Below are 20,263 nucleotides of genomic sequence, written 5' to 3' on the forward strand. Positions count from 1 at the left end.
GACACGCATTGCAAGCCCACGCAGCGCCTGCCGGACCAGTCACGTCATCCGCGCTATCGGCGGGCTTGTCTGGCCGACCGCGCTCGCCCGGCCAGCCGGCAGCGCTCGATGAGGATCGTGGCCAGCAGAGCCGGTTCGCTGATCATCAGATCGTGGCAGGTGTCGACGGGAATCAGCGTGCGCACACCCCCCAGCGCAGCGATGCTGCGATACTGCGCACGCACAGACAGCGGACGGTCGCGCAAGGTCATGATCCACGTCCGCGGGATATCGTCGGGCAGGTCGCTGCGATCGGCAGGTTCGACAATGACCGACGGCGACTCGGGGTGAATCCTCGACAACGCGAATCGCCGCTGCGCGCGGGTCATGCCGTTGCAGAACAACCAGGCGGCAACCAGGTTCGGCGTCGTGGCCGGGGGCTTTCCAAGCCGGACGGCCCGCCGTACATACCAGGCCAACGGCCCGCTGAGCGTGTCGACGATCGCCCGTCCCTGCACGGGAACCGAGCATGCTGCGAAAATCATCTCCCGTACGCGCGGCGAACCCAGCGTGGCTGCCACGCCTGGAACGGTCAGCCCGGCCAGTGAGTGACCGACCAGGATTACCTCATCGAGGCCGGCAGCCTCGATCTGTGCCACCGTCGACCGCACCCAATCGGCGACGGTGACGGTGGCCAGCTCCCCGGGGGTTGCACCGTGGCCGGGCAGATCCACCGCCAACACCGGTAATCCCGGTGCCTGCCGGTGCAATTCGGCGACAGTCAGATCCCAGCAGTCGGCTGAGTGCTCACCCCCATGAATGAGAACCAGCGCGGGCAGCACAGGACTCTTCTCCCCACCTCTACCCAAAATCCTCAAACTGCAACATTATAAAGATGCACCGCTCGTGGTCGAGCGATGCTGCTCCGGCGCGGCGACTGACCGTGCGGGTCGACACACGGAAGACGAGGAAACGCGTGCGAGGTGTTCATCACGCGGCGATATGCACCGCCGATGTCGACCGGTCGATAAGGTTTTGGCGCGACGGTCTGGGACTGACCGAACTGTTCGACCAGACCTTCACCGGCGATTGGCCGGAATTGTTCGGCGCCAAGACCGATCGGCTGCGATCGATCTTTCTGGGTGATCCGCAGACCCCGGACACCGGCATCGTCGAACTGGTGGTCTTCGACCGCGCCGGCCACGCGCCGGCCCCATCGGCGGAACCGCGGCACGGATTTTTCCTGCTGTCTTTGCAGCGCGACGTAGACGCGACACTGTCGACCCTGGCCGCCTTGGGGTTCACCGACGGTGTTCGCCGCATCAGCATGCCGACCCCAGATGGCAAAGCGGTGCCGATGGCGGTCATCACCGCGCCCGACGGGGTATTGGTCGAGCTGATCGGACCACCCGCATGAGCGCGGTGGTGACCGGCGGCGCATCCGGAATCGGTCGCGAAGTCGCCGCCCGGTTGCGCAGCAGCGGGCATGACGTCGTGGTGTGGGATCAAGCCGGCGGCGATATTGAGTGCGATATCAGCGATCCCGAGGCAGTGGCGGCAGCCATCGATCGGACCGTGCGCGAGCACGGGGTGCCCACCCGGATGGTGGCATGCGCCGGCATCGGCGCCTCGGGGCTGCTGCTGGAGCACTCACCTGAGCAGTGGAATCGGGTGCTGGCGGTGAACCTCACCGGCACCTGGCTGACCATGCGGGCCGCCGCGCAGACCATGGTCGATGCCGGGGTCGGCGGGTCGATTGTCGCGGTCTCCAGTATCAGCGGCAGGCTTGCCGACCGGGATATGGGCGCCTACTGCGTGTCTAAAGCCGGGGTGGACATGCTGGTCAAGGTCGCCGCCGCGGAGTGGGGCGGCTACGGCATCCGGGTCAACGCCGTCGGCCCTGGTGTCACCCGGACCCCGATGTTGGCAGACGTGGAAAGGCTTCCCGGCTGGGTGGACGGACTGTGCGAGCGGACCGCGCTGGGACGGCTGGGGGAAGCCGCCGACGTGGCCGACGCCATTGTCGGTATCCTCGAACTATCTTGGGTGACAGGTCAAGTCGTGCACGCCGACGGGGGTTTGGCACTGCACAGCCCGATTGACGCGTACGGCCAGATGCAGCGACTGCGCCAGCCTAACCGGTACCGAAATCGATGACGCCCCGAATGATTGCGCCGCTGCGCAGATCATGGTAGGCGTCGTTGATGTCGTCGAGGCGATAACGTTTGGTGATCATCTCGTCGAGCAGCAACTGACCGGTTTCGTAGAGTTTGGCCAGCCGGGAGATATCCGCGCGGGGGTTGCACGAGCCGAACACGGTGCCCGCCAGAGTCTTGTTCATCAGGATGAAGTCCTGCAGATCGACCGTGATCGACCGGGTGGTCTGCGCGGTCATGCCGGTGAGCACACAGGTGCCACCTTTGCGGGTGAGCTGCAGCGCGCTGCGGACGTCGTCGGCGCCGATCAGCGAGGGTGATACCACGACGGCGTCGGCCATCACCCCGTAGGTCAGGCCAGATACCAGGTCCAGGGCCTCGGAAACCGTTGCGACGCTGTGTGTAGCACCGAACTGCAGCGCCGATTTCTGTTTGAACTCCACCGGGTCGACAGCGACGATCCGCGCGGCGCCGTTGATCCGCGCGCCCTGGATCGCGGCGGTGCCGATGCCGCCGGCGCCGATGACGACGACGACATCGCCGCCGCGCACACCGGCTCGATGTGCAACCGAACCGTACCCGGTGGGAATGGCGCACGACAGCAGCGCACTTGGCACCAGCGGAAGATGCGGCTCGATCTTGACAAGCGAATTCGCAGCCACCACAGTGTGTTCGGCGAAAGCACCGATCTTGGAGAGATGGCCGAGCGGTCGGCCATCGACGGTGTGGTGACGAAATGTCCCGTCGGTGGGCATCCCCGGGGTCAGGGTGCCGATACCCGCGTCACAGAGGTACTCCATACCGGTTGCGCACCATCGGCAATGGCCGCAGACGGCCACGAACGACGTCACCACGTGATCACCTGTTTCGAAATCGGTGACGCCGGCGCCGACTTGCAGGACTGTTCCCGAGCCCTCGTGGCCGCCGATCGTGGGGAACATGGTTGGCAGTCCCAACGATCGCAGGACCGCGTTGGGCGCCGACAGATCGCCCGTCAGGATGTGTTCGTCGGAGTGACACAACCCGGCCGCGGCCATTTCGACCAGCACTTCGCCGGCGCGGGGTGGATCCAGCTCGAATTCCTCGACCGACCACGGCCCGCCGACATCGTGCAGGATGGCGGCCCGGCTTTTCATGACGCAGGGGTGAAGGTAACCGGAAGTTTGGTGGGGGAGCGGAAGGTGAGTCCGATGATACGGGCGTCGTTGTCGGGCACCAGTGCCAGGTTGGTAACCCGGTCGAACAGGCTGTTGAGCATCACCCGGGTTTCCAGCCGTGCCAGGTGCATACCCAGGCACATGTGGATCCCGCCGGCGAATGCGATATGTGCTTGGCGCGGCCGGAAGATGTCGAACGTGTCGGGGTCGGTCCAACGGGTTTCATCGTGATTCGCCGAGCCCATGCACAAATCGACCTGCGCCCCAGACGGTATCGTCTTGCCCCCGATTTCAACGTCCTGGGTGGTGGTCCGTATCACCGTGGTGAGCGGTGTCTCGCACCGCAGGCCTTCTTCGATCGCGGCGGGTATCAAGGTGCGGTCCTGATAGACCATCGCCAGCTGTTCGGGATGGGTGAGCAGCAGATACAGCAGATTGCCTGACGAGCGGTAGGTGGTTTCCAGGCCGGCCGGCAGCAGCAGCCGCAAGAACGAGATGATGGCCTCGTCGCTGAGCTTTTCGCCGTCGATCTCGGCGCTGACCAGATCGCCGATGATGTCGTCGGTGGTTTTGCGACGCCGCTGCTCAACCTGCTCGAGGAAGTAATCGTGCAGTTCGGCCGATGCGCGCAAACCCGCCTCGATATCGACCTGGATGGAGATGAGGTCAAAAGACAGCCGCCGGAACAGATCGAGGTCATCGCGGGGAAGTCCGAGCAGTGTTGCGATGATCCGGGTGGGGAATTCGAATGTCACCGCCTTGACCAGGTCGGCCGACCCGTCATTTTTGATCTCGTCGATCAGCTGATCACAGATCGGTCCGATCACCGACGGTTCCCAACGTTCGAGCGCGGTGGCGCGGAAGGCCTTGGCCACCAGGTTGCGGTGGTCGTGATGCTCCTTACCGCCCATTGCCAGGATGGTGTGCCCGATGACCAGCCCGATGGTCTGGTCGTAGGCGTGTGAACTGAACACCTGGTCGTCGCGGAAGGCCCGGAACACGTCGTCGTAGCCGAACAGCACCCATTCGTCGTCGGGCATCAGCTCCGGCGGCAACTGCGACTGGTCGGTGAGAGAGCCGTGCCAAACCGGCTCAGTGCGCCGCTTGTAGTTGAAGAACGGATACGGGCTGGTTTGGCCCGCGAAATCGAGTGTGACGGCTTGACCGTCCGGATCGGTGCTGATCGACATCAGAGTCCTCCTGAACACCCGTAGTGGCAGTCGTGCAGCCCGATCCCGCGGTCTGGGCAGCGAACTGTCCGAGCCGAACATCGCTATCATAATATAAATAGCAACGAATCCCAACGGGTGGTGGCCTTTACCGTAATGGAAACAGTATCGGCGTTTCGGGGTGCGGCCCTGTGCCGAAATGCCGATTCGGGTGCGTCCCGCCGAGTTGTAACGAGGCGCGATGAGGCTGCTCGACGACGGGCCCGGCGTGCAACGATGGCTCTACCGCCTGCCGTAGTCAGGGCGACTCACAGTCGGCGGCGACTTGGTTGTCAGAATTGCAGGGTGATTCCAAAGACGCGCAACGAGCCCGTGTGGAGGATGAAAAGCTATGGTAACCGACACGAATCTCGCTCGGCCGCAAGGTCTTGGCCGCATCGACCCGGCGTTGCGTGATGTTGCTGCCGGCCTGGAGATCGCCGAATTCCGCCTTGAGACGCTGCCGGCTGAGCGTGATCGTGTCGACCGAAAGGCTGCTGAGCGCGCCGCGGCCGTCGATACCGCCGGTGTCGTGGTCGAGTCACAGTCCATCACCGGTCCGGGCGGCCAACGGCTGGATCTTCGTCTTTACCGTGGCTGCAGTGGTGCGGCTGCACCGCTGGTGATCTACGCCCACGGCGGCGCGTTCGTGACCGGCAACCTCGATACCGACCATGCCCAGTGCGTGGAGCTCGCCCGCGGTGCAGCCTGCCTGGTCGTGTCGGTTGATTACCGGCTTGCGCCGGAACACCCGTGCCCCGCGGCTCTCGAGGACGTCGAAGCGGCCTTCCGCTACGCCGTCGAAAACTGCGCCGCTCTCGACGCGGACACGAGCCGTATCGCGGTGATGGGCCGGGACGCGGGTGCTGCATTGGCCGCCGGGTTGGCGCAGCGCGTCTTCGACCAAGAGGGACCGCCGATCCTGGTTCAGATCCTGCACCAGCCCATGCTCGATTGCGATTCCACACCGTCACGACGGGAGTTTCAGCGCACGCCGGGTCTTAATGGTCCTGCTGTGAGCCGGGCGTGGGGACATTATTTGGGCCATAACGCAGGAACCGCTCACCATGTTCCTGCGCACCGGGCGAATTTGGAGGGGCTGGCGCCGACTTTTATCAGCTGCGCCGAGATCGATCCGAGCCGCGACGAGGCGATCGACTATGCCAATCGGCTTTTGCACGCCTATGTCCACACCGAACTGCACGTATTCGCAGCGACATTTCACGGTTTTGACTCAATCGTGCCGGATTGGGTTGTCTCCCAAGAAAACCGTGCCTTGCACACTCAAGTTTTGTGCCGGGCGTTCGCGATATGAAAACCTTGGCAGAACCGGGAATCGTCGCGAAAGTGCAACCGCTGCAACGACATCAGTTTAGGAGTAAATGCGATCCAGCTGTGCCAGGGAAGCTTATACCGGGTCGAACTTGGTGATCAGCCAGGAACCGTTGATCTTGGTCAGGGTGACAAGCACGCTGCTCGCCGCCATCGACGGATCGGGATTGTCTTTGCTGGTGGTGCTCTGGTCGACGAAAACCAAAACGACCGCCGAGTTCGGGTGCAACTCAGCCACTGCGGCCCGCATGACGTGAGCGGTAGTTTTCAGCGACTTCTGTTTGGCCGCCGGAGCGACGATCTGCTGGGTGAACTGGTCGTAATAGGACAGGAAATCGCCGGTCAGATGGGATTTCGCGGTGGCAAAGTCGCGGTCGAGACTCTCAGGTGCGTAAGACAGCAGCGCGACGGTTCCGTCGGACGCGGCACGGCACACCGCCCGGGCAACACTCTGATCGGTCTGGCGGTCGGGCCGGTATTCGTGGAAGTAGAGCCAGGTTGCCAGTCCAGCGGAGACCGCCAGCAACAGGATCAGAACGACGGGGCTAATTTTCACACGGCGCAGCCGGCGTACCACGCTATCTATCGGCCGGGATCGCTCAGCCTGCGCTGTGGCGGTGGACACGTCGGTGACTTCGGTTGTCACAGTGCCGGTCTCGGCGCTGCTGCCGGTGGGCTGGTCGGTCTTGTCGTTAATGGTCATGGCACGAACTCGACTTTCGACATCTTCATCTGCCCGCCTTCGTCGGCTACCGTGACCCGAAGCCGCCACTCCCGCGGTTCCTCTTTGGCGCCGGTGACATTGGTGACATGCGATGTCGCCGACACCAAGACGACGGCCGAATCCTTACCCATTGATTCGACGGCCGCTGAGTTCACTTTCCCTTCAGTGACCACCTTGGACTGTTCGACCACTGTCGTGAAATCGTTGGCCCGTTGTTGGAAATCGTCTTTGAATTCGCCGGTGGAGCTGTCGAGCACCCGTTGGACATCTTGCTTGGCGTGCTTGAAATCGAAGGAGGTCAGGTTGATCACGCCTTGTCGGGCTGCGGCTGCGAACGCTGCGGTTCGCTGCTGGCGCTCGATGGTGTCGTTGTGATACCACAGCATATAGCCGCTCACCGCGAGGAAACCGAGAATGGCGATGAGCGTTGCCGTTTTGGCGAGCGCAGACACCGACGGCCGGGGTAACCAGCGTCGCCACCCGGACCGCTCGAGCGCAGACGGCGCAGCCCCGGCCTCGATTTCGGCGCTGTCCTCAATGTGAGCGGCTTTGGTGACATCATCGGACTCAGAGGGTTCGGTGGCCGCCGTGACGTCGCCGGTCTGCGCCGGGTTCTCGACCGCGGTGGCGTTGGACTTTTCGACTGCGGCTTGTGCCTCCGCCTCACGCCGGAGCCGCAGAGCGCGCGCACGGGCGCGCGCCGCGGCGGCCACCGCTTCGGCTTCCGCGGCTTCGGCCTCGGCTAGCTCGGCCAAAGCTAGCGCCTCGGCCCTTGCCCTAGCAGAATCAGCCGGGCGCTCGTCGCGCTCAGCCATGGTGCTCAGTTGTCAGCATCATTATCGACTGGACTCCGGTATCTCTTACGGTATTGCTCATTGCTACCATCGGAAACGCCAGCGCACTCCGACGAGGACCGATCAGGCGGATGATCAGCCACACCCCCTCTCACCCATACTGCACACGTCACGGTGAAGGAAGGTCCGGGCCGGCCTCATGACCGCTGTCGACTCACCCGAAAAGATACTCTTTGCCTCCACCAGCCAAGCGTTTCTGCACAAAGAGGCACCGCTGACCTACGTGCGCGAACTGCATGCTGCGGGACTTTCGTTCGATCCGGCCTGGTGGCGGCGCGCCGCCGAGCTGGGATGGACGGGCTTGCTGGTTCCCGAGGAGCTGGGCGGCGGCAGCGTCTCGGAAAGCGGTCTGGCCGACCTGGCCATGGTCGCCGAACAGATCGGCAAGACCGTCGCACCCGGGCCGCTGTACCCGGTCAGCACCGTGCTCGCCGGGCTGGTCGACTGTGCGCAGCGCCAAACCCACACCGCCCTGATCGGATCGCTGGTCGCCGGTGAAACCGTGGCGTCGTGGGCCGTGTACGAGCCAGGCGCGGGTTGGGCGCCGCACCAACCGTCAGTTACCGTCACACCAACCGATTCCGGCTACCGCATCGACGGTGTCAAAGACCGGGTCGAGGCCGGCGCACAAAGTGGTGTGCTCCTGGTGGTGGCTCGCGGTGACGGGGGGGTGCGACAGTTTTTGGTCCCGACGGACGCGCCGGGTGTCCGGATCGAACCTCAAGAGTCGGTGGACCTGGTCAAGCAATACGCGCGGGTCAGCTTCGACGGTGTCAGGGTGGAGCCGTCGGCGGCCGTCGGCACGGTGGACGAGAGCGCTGCGCTGATCGATCGGCAGAGCCAAATCGCACAGGTGCTGCAGTGCGCTGAGGTGGTCGGAATCCTGCAGACGGTGTTCGACTTCACCGTCCAGTGGGCGTTGGACCGGCACACCTTCGGTCGCTCGCTGGCGTCCTACCAGGCGCTCAAACATCGCTTCGCCGACATGAAGATGCGACTGGAAGCATGTCGTGCGACGACGGCCGCGGCGGTTGCAGCAGTGGCCGCCCGTGCACCCGATGCTGCGCTATCGGCCAGTATTGCGAAATCTTACGTGGGCGAAGTAGCCGGTCAGATCGTGCAGGATTGTGTGCAAATGCACGGCGGTATCGGTGTCACCTGGGAACACGATCTGCACCTGTACCTGCGGCGGGTTGTGTTGTACCGCTCCATGTTCGGCACTCCCGAGGAGCACAACTTGCGGGTATACGCGTGGCAGGAGGCGGCGCGGCGATGACCGCCGAAACGGTTGAGCAGTTCCGTGCCCGGGCCCGAGCGTGGCTGGCCGACAACATGCCACGCATCGACCCCGCATCCCCACCAGCCGCGTATCGCGACGACGAACGCAGCTGGAGGCGGGCGCGTGAGCTGCAAAAGCGGCTCTATGAGGGCGGATTCGCCGGTATCTGCTTTCCCCGTGAGTACGGCGGCCTCGGCCTGGATTACGACTACCAGAAGGCGTTTGACGAGGAAACTCTCACCTATGAGATGCCGCTGATCCTCAATACGCCGACGTTCACCATTTGCTGTGCGACGTTGCTCGATACCGGCAGTGAAGAACAAAAAAAGCAGCACATCGCCGCCGCATTGCGCGGTGACGAAGTGCTGGTGCAACTGCTCAGCGAGCCCAGCGGCGGATCGGATCTGGCGGGTGTGATCACCCGCGCCGAGCGGCGCGGGGAGCGGTGGGTGATCAACGGCGCCAAGACCTGGAGCACCAGCGCGTTCGCCGCCGACTACGGTTTGTGTCTGGCGCGCACCAACTGGGATGTGCCCAAACACGAGGGCCTGACCATGTTCCTGGTGCCGATCGCCCACCCGGGGATCACGCTGCGGCGTATCACCCAGCTCAACGGCTCCACCGAGTTCTGCGAAGAATTTTTCGACAACGTCGATGTCGGTGACGATGCCGTGGTGGGCGAGGTGAATAACGGCTGGGCGGTGGCGTCGCGGCTGCTGTATCACGAACGACGCGCGGTCGGGCAGGGTTCGGAGTTCGCCAGCGGTTCCGGTAGTGAGGGCGGCCGGTCGACGCCGGTGGACTACGTGACGTTGCTGGCGACGACGGGCCAGGTTGGCAACGAGCGTGTCCGCGAGATGGCCGGCCGGGTGCTGGTGCACCGCGCGGTGGCCGAGCAACTGGTCGACCATGTGTATCGAAGTGTCAGGGACGGCACTTTGCCGCCGGCCGGTGGGACGCTGATCCGGTTGTTTCATGCTGAGGCGGTGACACTGGACATGGACACTGCGCTGGCGATCGCGGGCACAGCCGGAGTCGTGGGGAAGCAAGGCGCGGGTCTGGAAAACGGGCTGCGTTACCTGTCGCGTCAGACGGTGTGCCTGGGCGGCGGCACTACCGAGATGGCCCGCAATGTCATCGGCGAGCGGGTACTGAACTTTCCGCGCGAATACGCCGCCGACCGCGGTGTGCCCTTCAATCAGGTGCGTCGCGGTCAGTCGCGGTGAACTGAGGTTGCCGTGGTGGGCCTGTCGAGGTTGACGAGCGCCCGGCCTGGGGCAGCGTTTGTCGGTGTCCCGTACTTGCGCTGGTGTTGGCAGATCCCAATTTGTCAGGGCAACAACGCCTTCGGAAGAGACGCTCGTGCCGTCCAGTTGACGCCGGGAACACCGGGTTCACAGCGACGGCTCAGCGGTCAACCCGTCAAGCCCCCCATTCGATGGGGGGCTTGACGGCTGTTGGAACGAGGCTCAGGCGCTGACCTGCTTTGCCGGTTGCGAAACCTTCATCAGTTGCATCATGTTGCCGCCCATGATTTTCGCGACGTCGTCTTGGCTGAGGCCGGCGAGTTCGTCGACGAAGGTCAGCGGGTCGGCGAGTCCTTCTGGATGCGGCCAGTCCGAGCCGAATACCACCCGGTCCGAACCCACCATCTTGACGATATCGACGAAGTTGTCCTCCCAGAAGGGGCTGATGTAGATGCATCGCTTGAAAGCTTCGATGGGATCTTCGCTGAACGCGTTCGGCATCTTCTTGTAGACACTCTTGAGCGCTTTGAACAGGTGCGGCACCCACTCGGCGCCATTTTCGATGGATAGGATCCGCAGCTCGGGGTTGCGCGAGAGCGCGCCGTGGCAGATCAACGCACCCATCGCGTCTTCGATCGGCCGATGGCCCATCACCAGCATCCGGAACGCGGTCGGGCGGAAGGGCAGGAACTCGTCGCCAGGTTCCCACACGTTCGCGAAGTCGGCGTAACCGCTGTCGGAAGCGTGCATCGACACCGGGATTCCGGCTTTGATACACGCCTGCCAGAACGGGTCGAATTCCTCGAAACCGAATGAGCGGCTGCCCCGATAGCCGGGCACCGGAGCCGGTCGGACCAGCACGGTACGCGCGCCCCGCTCCAGGCACCATTCCAGTTCTTCCAGCGCCCGCTCGACGATCGGCAGGGTGATCACCGGGGTGGCGAAGATGCGCTCCTTGTAGTTGAACGACCACGTCTCATACATCCATCGGTTGAGCGCGTGGATGACATCGTGGGTCAACTCCGGGTCGTCTTTCATCCGCTCCTCGACCAAGCTGGCCAGCGTCGGGAACATCAGCGCATAGTCGACACCGAGCTCATCCATCACCTCCAGCCGCGGCCCGGGTTCCCGGAACGCGGGGATGGCCTTCATGGGCTCCCCCATTACTTCCCGATAACTCTTGCCGCCGCTGCCGTGGCGGAAGTACTCCTCCTGCGCCCCGGGGCGGGCCACCACCTCAAACGTCGGGTTGGGGATGTACTCGCTGATGTGGCCGCGCACCACGATCTTGGTGCGCCCACGAACCTGCACATAGTCGATGACGTGCTTGCGGTTGTCCGGCAAGAACTTGGTCAGCGCCTCCTGGGTTTCATACATGTGGTTGTCGGCATCGAACACGGGAAACGCAAGTTGGCGTGACGGCATGGTGCTCTCCTTGTCGCAATGATGCTCACTATCGGCGGTAATGACGTTACCACTGTTGAGGTCGTCATGTAATAGGGCCGTCGGGCTGATTTATTGCGGGTCGATTGCGCGGACATCGTCGCGCTTGACAACGGAGAAATTCACGGTGGCCGTTGCAGCGAGTTCGCCGTCACTGCTGCGGAATATCTCGACCTGCGCGATGACGGAGCGACGGCCGGCGCGCAGAATCCGTGGCACCGCCCGCGCGAAACCCTCGGTGATCGGCCGCAGGTAGCGGATGAAGAGGTCAGCGGTGGTAATGCCGGTAGCCGGCTGCAGATAGTCGAGGCCAAGGCGTCCGCCTGCCACGTCAGCGAGTGTGGCGATCATGCCGCCTTGCAGCGCACCGGCGGTGTTGACGACACGCGGGCTGACCGGCAGTTCCATGACGAATTCACCGTCGCGGCTAGTCTCGCGCAAACCAACCTGGGCGAACAGTTCGGCCAGAGATGACGTCGCCGACCGGGCCTCGCCGTTGGTTGCACCGAGGGCCCGATTGCAGAAGTCGTAGAGGTGCCCCCCATCGATGGGTGCTCCAGTGAGTTCGGTGCCCAGCCAGTGCAGTCGCGACGCGCCCAACACGGTCTGCATGACGATGGCGGCCGCGGCCCCGACATCGAGTTCCGGCCGGAAGACGCCCTCGGTGATTCCACGGCCAATGATGTCGCAAATCAGTTGGTGCAGCGGTGCGAGGACCCGTGCGTAGTCCCGGGGCCGGGTTTCAGCCAGATGCTGGTTATACAGGCTCAGCGCGCGGTTCAGGCTGTCCTGGGTGCTCGATTCCGGTTGGGCGCTGATACGGTCGATCACCAACTTCAACGCGGCGGTGCTGTCCAGGCCGCTGGTCTCGGCCCGCCACGTCTGCGCCGACTGCACCATGGTTCGTTCGAATAGCGCCAGCAGCAACTCATCCTTGCTGGAAAAATGCTGGTAGAAGGCTCGCAACGAGGTTTTAGACCGGGCGACGATTTCCTGCACCGTGAAGTCGGTGCGCCCGGTTTCGCCCAGTACCGCGACGGCGGTTTTGATGAAGCGCTCGGCGCGCGTGATTTCGGCATCACCGTCCGGACCTGTCATGGGCGGTTTCTCCTTTTCAGCCGCTCCTTTTCTGCCGCACCACCCGGCGCTCCGAGAATGAGATTACCGCGGATGGCTGCGGGCCGGGGCATCCGCCCGGATATTCGGAGACCAGCGACGGGCCACCCCGGCGAGGCATCCGAGAGCCCACGCCCGGTCATCGATCGATCACAGGATGGTAATGCGGGGACGAGGCTGACAGCTCGCCGCAGGCCTGACGGCGAGCACTACTGCACCACAGGCTTGGGAAGCTCGATGGTGGCCGTGTCGTCGCAGTCGTCTTCCCGCAACAGCAACGATCTGACCAACGGGCGCGGTCCACAGGCCCGGAGCAATTGACTGGCGGGGCGCGGGCGCACCTGTTGCGGCCACCAGAACCAACGACCGAGCAAAGCGGCGATGGACGGTGTCATAAACGCCCGCACGACCAGCGTGTCGAATAATAGGCCGAGGCCGATGGTCGTACCGACCTGACCGATTATCCGCAGTTCGCTGACCACCATCGACGCCATGGTAAAAGCAAACACCAACCCTGCCGACGTGACGACCTTACCGGTACCGCCCATTGCCCGGATGATGCCCGTGTTTATCCCCGCAGAAATCTCCTCTTTAAACCGGGAAACCAACAACAGGTTGTAGTCCGACCCAACCGCTAAAAGAATAATCACCGACATCGCCAGCACCATCCAGTGCAGTTTGATACCCAGAAGATATTGCCAGACCAGCACTGACAGTCCAAACGATGCGCCCAGCGAAATTGCCACTGTGCCGACGATAACCAGAGCGGCAACAAAACTGCGGGTGATAATTAGCATGATGATGAAAATAAGGCAGAGTGAAGCAATGCCCGCGATTAAAAGATCGTATTTTGAACCATCGCGCCAGTCCTTGAAGGTCGATGCAGTCCCCGCGACATAGATCTTGGCATTCGCGAGAGGTGTCCCTTTGATCGCCTCCTCGGCCGCCGTCTTTAGCTGGTCGATACGTGCCACCCCCTCGGGCGTGGCGGGATCGCCCCGATGCGAAATGATGAATCGAGCTGCTTTCCCGTCAGGAGATAGGAAGGAGCCCATCGCGTGCTGGAAGTCTTTGTTCTGGAAAACCGCCGGCGGCAGATAAAAGGAATCATCATTTCTCGCGGCGTCGAACGCCTTTCCCATGGCGGTGGCGTCCTTAGTTAATTCATCCATCTCACCAAACAGACCGGACATGGTGCTGTGCATGGCTAGCATCATGGTCCGGATTTTTTGCATACTTGCGATCATTGGCAGGTACTGCTGCAGCATCTGCGGCGTGATGATGTCCAGCTGGTCCATATCGTTCACGAGATCACGAAGTTTGTCGCTAACCTCGTCGACACCGTCAAGCGACTCGAATATGGATCGCAGCGACCAGCAGATCGGAATGTCGTAGCAGTGTTTTTCCCAGTAGAAGTAGCTCCGAATGGGCCGCCAAAAATCTTCGAAATCAGCGAGGTGACCCCGCAGCTCGTCCGTGATGACTTCCACATCATGCGTCTCGCCCACCATGTGATGGGTAGTAGTGTAAAGCTGCTGCATGAGGCCATACATGCGCTGCATTAAGTTGATCGTCTCCGCCAGCTCGTCCGCTTGCCTGAGCATATCATTCATGCGCTTTTTCTGAAACTTCAGATTTTGTAGCTGGGTGGCACTCTGCAGGCTCAGCAGAAAAGGTATCGAAGTGTGCTCAATTGGTGTTCCTTCGGGGCGAGTCACCCCTTGGACTCGTGAAATCCCGGGAACGCGAAAAATTCCTTTGGCTAGTTTGTTTAAGATCAGAAAATCTGCGGGATTACGCATATCGTGATCTGATTCGATCAGCAGAAGCTCTGGCATCATCCGCGCCTGTGAGAAATGACGGTCAGCAGCCGCATAGCCTAAATTGGCTGGAATGTCTTTAGGAGTGTAAAGTCGATCGTTGTAGCTCGTTTTATAACCCGGAAGTGTCAGGAGGCCTATCAGCGCGATCGCGCACGTGGCAGCGAAAATAGGCGCGGGCCACCGGACGATTGTCGTACCAATCCGCCGCCAGCCGCGAACCCCGATCCTGCGCGTGGGGTCGAACAGGCCGAAACGGCTTCCCGCAGCAAGAACTGCCGGAACGAGGGTCAGGGCCACCGCGACCGTGACGAGCATGCCCACTGAACACGGGATGCCCAGAGTCTGGAAATAAGGCATCCGGGTGAAACTGAGGCAGAAGATAGCTCCCGCGATAGTTAAACCGGAGCCGAGCACAACAGGCGCCACCCCACGATATGTGGTAGAGAATGCGATGTCCGGATCCTCGCCGGCCTGACGTGCCTCTTGATATCGACCGAAGAAAAATATCCCGTAATCGGTTCCGGCTGCGATAGCGAGAGAAACCAGCAGGTTAATGGCGAACGTCGAGAGCACAAGGACATTGTGATGCCCCATAAACGCGACAATTCCCCGGGCTGCTGCTAATTCGATTCCGACCGTGGTGAGCAGCAGCACCACGGTAATCACCGAACGGTAGATGACCAATAGCATGGTGAAGATCATCACGACCGTAACCAAGGTGATCTTTAGAATCGATTTGTTACCGCTGTGGTGCATCTCGGTAACCAGCGGCGCCGGGCCGGTGACATAGACCTTGACTCCGGCAGGTGGCGAAGTCCGCGTGACAATATCCTGGACAGCCGCCACGGATTCTTCTCCCAAGGTGGTGCCCTGATTCCCGGCGAGATTCAATTGCACATACGCGGCCTTGCCGTCGGAACTTTGTACGCCCGAGGCGGTGAGCGGATCTCCCCATAAATCCTGAACGTGCTCGACATGCTTCGGATCGTCTCTTAACTGACGGACCAAGTCGGCATAGTACGTGTGAGCATCGTCGCCCAGCGGCTGCTGACCCTCCAGCACAATCATCGCGAAACTGTCTGAGTCGGATTCTTTGAAGTCTCTGCCCATGCGGGCCATGGCCTGCACCGACGGGGCATCTTTGGGACTGAGCGACACCGAATGCTCTTGGCCCACTCGTTCCAGCGACGGAACTGCCAGGGTGACAATCAGAGTCAGCGCTATCCAGGCGAGGATGATCAGCAACGCAAACCTGCGAATTGTCCGCGGTATGACGGGCGGCTCAAAGCGTTGGGTGCTCATAACGCGGCTTTCGGCAAACCCGCTAGCTCCTGAGCAGCAACGAACGGACGACTGGACGCGGGCCAACCGGCCGAAGCAGGGCGCTCGCAGGGCGGGGGCGCACTCGTTGGGGCCACCAGAACCAGCGTCCGAGCAGCGCGGCAATCGAGGGCATCATGAACGCACGCACTACCAATGTGTCGAACACCAGGCCGAGACCGATGGTGGTGCCGACCTGACCGATGATGCGCAGGTCGCTCACCAGCATCGACGCCATGGTGAAAGCGAACACCAGGCCAGCGGACGTCACCACTTTGCCGGTGCCACCCATCGCGCGGATGATGCCTGTGTTTATCCCGCCGGCTAGTTCCTCTTTCATGCGTGATACCAACAACAGGTTGTAGTCAGATCCCACCGCCAACAAGACGATCACCGACATTGCCAGTACCACCCAGTGCATTTGTATTCCAAGAATATATTGCCAGACGAGCACAGACAGTCCGAAGGAAGCGCCGAGCGAAAGTCCGACGGTACCGACGATAACCAGAGCGGCGATCAAACTCTGTGTAATGACGAGCATGATAATGAAAATAAGACAAAGTGCAGCGACGCCTGCGATCAAAAGATCATATTTGGAACCTTCGACGAGGTCTTTCGTCATCGCCGCGGTACCCGTCAGGTAGATTTTTGCATCCTCTAACGGCGTGCCTTTGAGCGCCTCCTCGGCTGCCGTTTGTATCGCGTCGACCCGCGAAATACCTTCGCGTGTCGCAGGGTCGCCCCGTTGAGAAATGAGCATGCGGACGGCTTTCCCATCCGGAGATAGGAAGACGTTCATTGCCCGTTTGAAGTCTTTGTTTTTGAAAACGTCTGGGGGCAGGTAGAAGGAGTCGTCGTTTTTGGCGTCGTCGAAAGCCTTCCCCATAGCCGTCGCGTTGTCGCTCGCATCCTCCATCTGACTAAATATCCCGGTCATGGTGCTATGCATGGTCAGCACCATGGTCCGCATGTTTTGCATAGTGGCGATCATCGGCGGGAACTGCGTGAGCAACTGTGGCATCAGCAGGTCGAAGTGATCGAGATCTTTGACGAGAGCCTGCAGCTCATCGCTGATCGCGTCGACACCGTCAAGTGAATCAAAAATGGACCGAAACGACCAGCAGATTGGAATGTCGTAGCAGTGCTTCTCCCAGTAGAAGTAGCTGCGGATCGGCCGCCAAAAATCTTCGAAATCGGCGAGGTGATCCCGCAGCTCGTCCGTGATCACCACCATGTCGTGAGTTTCTCCGACCATGTGGTGGGTAGTGTTGGTGAGCTGTTGCATGAGGTCATACAGACGCTGCATCAAGTTGATAGTTCTCGCCAGCTCGTCTGCCTGCCTGAGCATATCGTTCATACGGTCTTTCTGAAACTTTAGATTTTGTAGCTGGCTGGCGTTTGACATGCTGATCATAAACGGTATCGAAGTGTGTTGGATTGGCGTGCCCTCGGGTCGGGTTATGGCCTGAACCATGGAAATACCCGGAACAGCGAAGATACCCTTGGCCAGTTTATTCAAGACGAGAAAATCTGCTGGATTACGCAGATCATGGTCGGCCTCGACCAACAAGATCTCGGGCGTCATCATTCGCGCCTTCGGAAAATGACGTTCGGCTGCCGTATATCCCAGGTTGGCGGGAATATCTTTGGGGATATAGTCACCGTCGTTATAGCTGGGTTTGTACCCCGACAATGTCAACAGGCCGACGAGCGCGACCGCTAATGTGGTGGCGAGAATCGGAGCCGGCCACCGGACGATCGCTGCGCCGATCCGGCGCCATCCCCGCGCTTTCGCTTGCCGCTTGGGTTCGAATAAACCATAACGGCTTCCAGCACTGAGAACTGCCGGAACCAGCGTCAGGGCCACCGCAACTGCGACGGAAATGCCCACCGCACAGGGGACGCCTAAAGGCTGGAATGCGGGTAGCCGAGTAAAGGCCAGGCAGAAAACCGCTCCCGCGATAGTCAAACCAGAGGCCAACACAACGCGTGCGACTCCGCGATATGTCGTGTAGTAGGCTGTGTCCCGGTCTTCACCGGCCTGACGGGCCTCGTGATATCGCCCGATGAAGAATATTCCGTAGTCCGTTCCCGCCGCGATGCCGATGGATGTCAAGAGATTGACCGCGTAGGTAGTCAAGCCGACCAGCTGATGATCGCCAAGGAATGCGACAAGACCGCGGGCCACCTGCAATTCTATTCCGACCATCAGCAACAAGAGAATTACGGTGATAACCGAGCGGTATACCAGAAGCAGCATGCTGAATATCACTGCAACGCTGACGGCTGTGATCGTGATGACGGTCCTGTCGCCGCTGTGAGCCACGTCTGCAGCGAACGCCGCCGGACCCGTGACATACACCTTCAACCCCGGCGGTGGCGGTGTGTGCGCCACGATGTCCCGCACAGCTTCGGCCGACTCATTCCCTAAGGTCTGACTCAGATCGCCGGCGAGGTTCAGTTGAGCATACGCGGCCTTACCATCGGCGCTTTGCGCAGCGCCCGCGGTGAGTGGATCACCCCAGAAATTGTTGATGTGCTGGACATGTTTGGAGTCGCTTTCGAGGTTACGAATCAACCGGTCGTAGTATTTGTGAGCGTCGTCGCCCAACGGGCGTTGACCCTCCAGCACGAGCATCGCCACGCTTTCGGAATCAGATTCGTGGAAATCTTGGCCCATGCGCTTCATTGCCTTGAACGCGGGCGCATCTGCGGGACTCAGCGATACCGAATGCTCTTTTTCGACCTGTTCCAGGGACGGCACGCCGATACTGACGATGATGGCGACCGCCAACCAGATCAAGATGATGGGCACCGAAAATCGGTGGATTGTTTGGGCAATCAGTGACGGCCCGGGGTGGCGGTCGTCGTCGTGTTGGTCGCTCATGCAGCCTTCAGCAGACAGAAGGTAAATGCGTTTACTTCGTGCGATACGTGTTCAGCCTTTACTTCACCGTCAACGACGATGCGGCAGCCGATGCTGTCACTATCGCCTTGCGCCACAATACTTCCCACCACTGCCGCCTGGGTGGTCGCAAACTTGACCGACCATGGCAAACGTGCTCCCTCAACAAGTTGCGGGTCGGCATTGACGTCGAAATAGCTGATGTCGGCCACGGTTCCGGGCGGCCCGAAAACTTCATATGTCAACTGTTTGGGGTTAAACGGTTGAGTGTCGTTAATTTTCGTGTCGGCATATGAGGGGCGTTTCTCAGAGCCGAAGATGCCGTGCAACCGCGCCACAGCCAGTCCTCCGGCACCGATCACAATTAGTATGACCAGTGGAATCCATAATCGCCTGAGAACCCTGAAAATCGCTAATCCCCTCCGCCCGTTTCCAGACCGGCGTCATTTCAGCCGCTCGACCAATGCAACTACCCCTCGGGCAACGGCATGCCAGACGACTGCACCGCGTGGACGCAGGCGGCGTCCCCGGCGAACCGGGTGACGGTCACCTCAACCGTGCGGCACACACCTAAGCAACGTGACCAGATCTCGACGAGTAAACCATGCCGGTTGTGCACCCATGTTGGTTCCCTTGCGCGCGGTATGCGATCGTAATGCATACCGGCTGCGTCAACGCGTGAGACCGTCGTCTGGCTATTCAGGCCGCCGAGCACGTCGTGTCCTTACCGTCGGCGCTGGCCGAGTCCGGCTTCTGCCATCTGCCCACGAAACAGATCATGAAACAGACGCTGTACCCACGTGTGGCAGCGGTCGCCGACAGCCTGGAACGGCGTTGCCCCATGCCTGGCGAGGCCGCCGCCACCTCGAGCACGACGTGGATCGAGGCAAGGTGTCGAGATGACGACGTGCTGCTGCCATGATGCCGCCGACGTGATCGAGCAAACACCGCTGGCATCCAGTCCCCACCGCGTCTTTCTCGTCGCAAGCCTAATTGGCGTCACTGGGCGGCCCGCTGCAGAGGGACGACCGTTGATCGCGCAGCCGCGCTTACCGCGGCTGCGGTGGTGGTTCGATGTGGTAGTTGGCTTGCGTCGATCTCCACTAACGCGAAAAATGCACCCCGGACCCGGCTGCAGCTTTAACCTGAACTGCGGCGTGAGGCTTGTCAGGAGCCTTCCCGCCTTCCCGGCCCCCGGAGCCGCCCGGAGGTCTTCAGTATGGGGTGGATGAGATGGAGTCAAGTCGAGGAGACGGTACGGCCAGGAGAATCCCGGCCCGTCAACCCGTTCGACAACGAGGGTGGTTTTGCTGCCCGCTATTCGCCCCGTTACCGCGGCTAGCCCACCCTCGCCCGGGGTGCTCGGCGACCCGAGTGTTAAACCTAGGTAAGCGGCGCACGCCGCGATACCACGACCGCCGGCGACACGTTGCGCTGTCCCGCAAGTCAGACATGTCCGATACGCGAGAATTGGGGAAGCGGTGAGCGTCAATCCGTTCGACGATGACAACGGCAGGTTTTTCGTACTAGTCAACGACGAAGAGCAACACAGCCTGTGGCCGACCTTCGCCGCTGTTCCCGCCGGGTGGCGGGTAGTTTACGGCGAAGCAGACCGAGCGGCCTGCCTGGACTACATTGAACAGAATTGGACCGATATACGGCCTAAGAGTTTGCGCGAAAGGTTGGCAGAGGGGCGAGGCGTTGACCGATGAACCCTCTG

Annotated in this window: 16 protein-coding genes; 6 read left to right on the plus strand and 10 right to left on the minus strand. The window is 61.4% G+C overall.

The features are described from left to right. Nucleotides 1–53: 53 nt before the first annotated feature. Nucleotides 54–821 (minus strand): alpha/beta fold hydrolase, encoded by a 768-nt coding sequence (locus G6N08_RS12700; RefSeq protein WP_246216750.1) that lies wholly within the window; start codon nucleotides 819–821, stop codon nucleotides 54–56. Nucleotides 822–955: 134 nt separating this feature from the next. Between G6N08_RS12700 and G6N08_RS12705 the strand changes: the two genes are divergently transcribed. Both G6N08_RS12705 and G6N08_RS12710 read left to right on the plus strand, forming a co-directional pair. Beyond that, nucleotides 956–1,396 (plus strand): VOC family protein, encoded by a 441-nt coding sequence (locus tag G6N08_RS12705; protein ID WP_163757797.1) that lies wholly within the window; start codon nucleotides 956–958, stop codon nucleotides 1,394–1,396. Beyond that, nucleotides 1,393–2,136: an SDR family NAD(P)-dependent oxidoreductase gene (locus G6N08_RS12710; protein ID WP_163757799.1), complete on the plus strand. Its 744-nt coding sequence runs from the start codon at nucleotides 1,393–1,395 to the stop codon at nucleotides 2,134–2,136. Before G6N08_RS12705 ends, G6N08_RS12710 begins: the two co-directional genes overlap by 4 nt. Here the strand turns inward: G6N08_RS12710 and G6N08_RS12715 are convergent. Together G6N08_RS12715 and G6N08_RS12720 are read right to left on the minus strand one after the other, a co-directional pair. Continuing rightward, nucleotides 2,114–3,271, minus strand: a complete 1,158-nt coding sequence (locus tag G6N08_RS12715) for a Zn-dependent alcohol dehydrogenase (protein WP_163757800.1) — start codon at nucleotides 3,269–3,271, stop codon at nucleotides 2,114–2,116. The two genes, G6N08_RS12710 and G6N08_RS12715, sit on opposite strands and share 23 nt — an antisense overlap. Then, complete coding sequence (locus G6N08_RS12720; protein WP_163757802.1) at nucleotides 3,268–4,482, minus strand: cytochrome P450; 1,215 nt, start codon at nucleotides 4,480–4,482, stop codon at nucleotides 3,268–3,270. The genes G6N08_RS12715 and G6N08_RS12720 overlap by 4 nt, the downstream gene beginning before the upstream one ends. A 370-nt stretch (nucleotides 4,483–4,852) precedes the next feature. Between G6N08_RS12720 and G6N08_RS12725 the strand changes: the two genes are divergently transcribed. After that, on the plus strand, nucleotides 4,853–5,815 hold the full coding sequence (locus G6N08_RS12725) for an alpha/beta hydrolase (protein WP_163757804.1): 963 nt from the start codon (nucleotides 4,853–4,855) through the stop codon (nucleotides 5,813–5,815). A gap of 93 nt (nucleotides 5,816–5,908) precedes the next feature. Here G6N08_RS12725 and G6N08_RS12730 read toward each other — a convergent pair whose 3' ends face one another. After that, the gene (locus G6N08_RS12730) at nucleotides 5,909–6,535 is read right to left on the minus strand and encodes a hypothetical protein (protein ID WP_371869021.1); all 627 of its coding nucleotides are present in this window, start codon (nucleotides 6,533–6,535) and stop codon (nucleotides 5,909–5,911) included. Further along, nucleotides 6,532–7,371 carry an Rv1363c family protein gene (locus G6N08_RS12735; RefSeq protein WP_163757807.1) on the minus strand — a complete coding sequence of 280 codons (840 nt, stop codon included), beginning with the start codon at nucleotides 7,369–7,371 and terminating at the stop codon, nucleotides 6,532–6,534. Before G6N08_RS12735 ends, G6N08_RS12730 begins: the two co-directional genes overlap by 4 nt. A 178-nt stretch (nucleotides 7,372–7,549) precedes the next feature. On the opposite strand from G6N08_RS12735, the gene G6N08_RS12740 reads away from it, so the two are divergent. Together G6N08_RS12740 and G6N08_RS12745 are read left to right on the plus strand one after the other, a co-directional pair. Next, on the plus strand, nucleotides 7,550–8,686 hold the full coding sequence (locus G6N08_RS12740) for an acyl-CoA dehydrogenase family protein (protein ID WP_163757809.1): 1,137 nt from the start codon (nucleotides 7,550–7,552) through the stop codon (nucleotides 8,684–8,686). Further along, the gene (locus G6N08_RS12745; RefSeq protein WP_163757811.1) at nucleotides 8,683–9,915 is read left to right on the plus strand and encodes an acyl-CoA dehydrogenase family protein; all 1,233 of its coding nucleotides are present in this window, start codon (nucleotides 8,683–8,685) and stop codon (nucleotides 9,913–9,915) included. Before G6N08_RS12740 ends, G6N08_RS12745 begins: the two co-directional genes overlap by 4 nt. 243 nt (nucleotides 9,916–10,158) lie before the next feature. On the opposite strand, the gene G6N08_RS12750 is transcribed toward G6N08_RS12745, so the two are convergent. The 5 genes from G6N08_RS12750 to G6N08_RS12770 form a co-directional block, all read right to left on the minus strand. Continuing rightward, nucleotides 10,159–11,361, minus strand: a complete 1,203-nt coding sequence (locus G6N08_RS12750; RefSeq protein WP_163757813.1) for an amidohydrolase family protein — start codon at nucleotides 11,359–11,361, stop codon at nucleotides 10,159–10,161. A gap of 90 nt (nucleotides 11,362–11,451) precedes the next feature. Further along, nucleotides 11,452–12,477: a hotdog fold thioesterase gene (locus tag G6N08_RS12755; RefSeq protein WP_163757815.1), complete on the minus strand. Its 1,026-nt coding sequence runs from the start codon at nucleotides 12,475–12,477 to the stop codon at nucleotides 11,452–11,454. Between the two features lie 227 nt (nucleotides 12,478–12,704). After that, on the minus strand, nucleotides 12,705–15,620 hold the full coding sequence (locus tag G6N08_RS12760) for an MMPL/RND family transporter (RefSeq protein ID WP_163757817.1): 2,916 nt from the start codon (nucleotides 15,618–15,620) through the stop codon (nucleotides 12,705–12,707). Nucleotides 15,621–15,642: 22 nt separating this feature from the next. Then, nucleotides 15,643–18,525 (minus strand): MMPL/RND family transporter, encoded by a 2,883-nt coding sequence (locus G6N08_RS12765; RefSeq protein ID WP_163757819.1) that lies wholly within the window; start codon nucleotides 18,523–18,525, stop codon nucleotides 15,643–15,645. Next, nucleotides 18,522–18,953, minus strand: a complete 432-nt coding sequence (locus G6N08_RS12770; RefSeq protein WP_163760563.1) for an MmpS family transport accessory protein — start codon at nucleotides 18,951–18,953, stop codon at nucleotides 18,522–18,524. The genes G6N08_RS12765 and G6N08_RS12770 overlap by 4 nt, the downstream gene beginning before the upstream one ends. A 1,071-nt stretch (nucleotides 18,954–20,024) precedes the next feature. Here G6N08_RS12770 and G6N08_RS12775 point away from each other — a divergent pair. Then, nucleotides 20,025–20,255, plus strand: coding sequence for an MbtH family protein (locus G6N08_RS12775; RefSeq protein WP_163757822.1), 231 nt, complete (start codon nucleotides 20,025–20,027; stop codon nucleotides 20,253–20,255). Nucleotides 20,256–20,263 lie beyond the last annotated feature (8 nt).

The organism is Mycobacterium botniense (genome assembly GCF_010723305.1).
Lineage (GTDB): Bacteria > Actinomycetota > Actinomycetes > Mycobacteriales > Mycobacteriaceae > Mycobacterium > Mycobacterium botniense.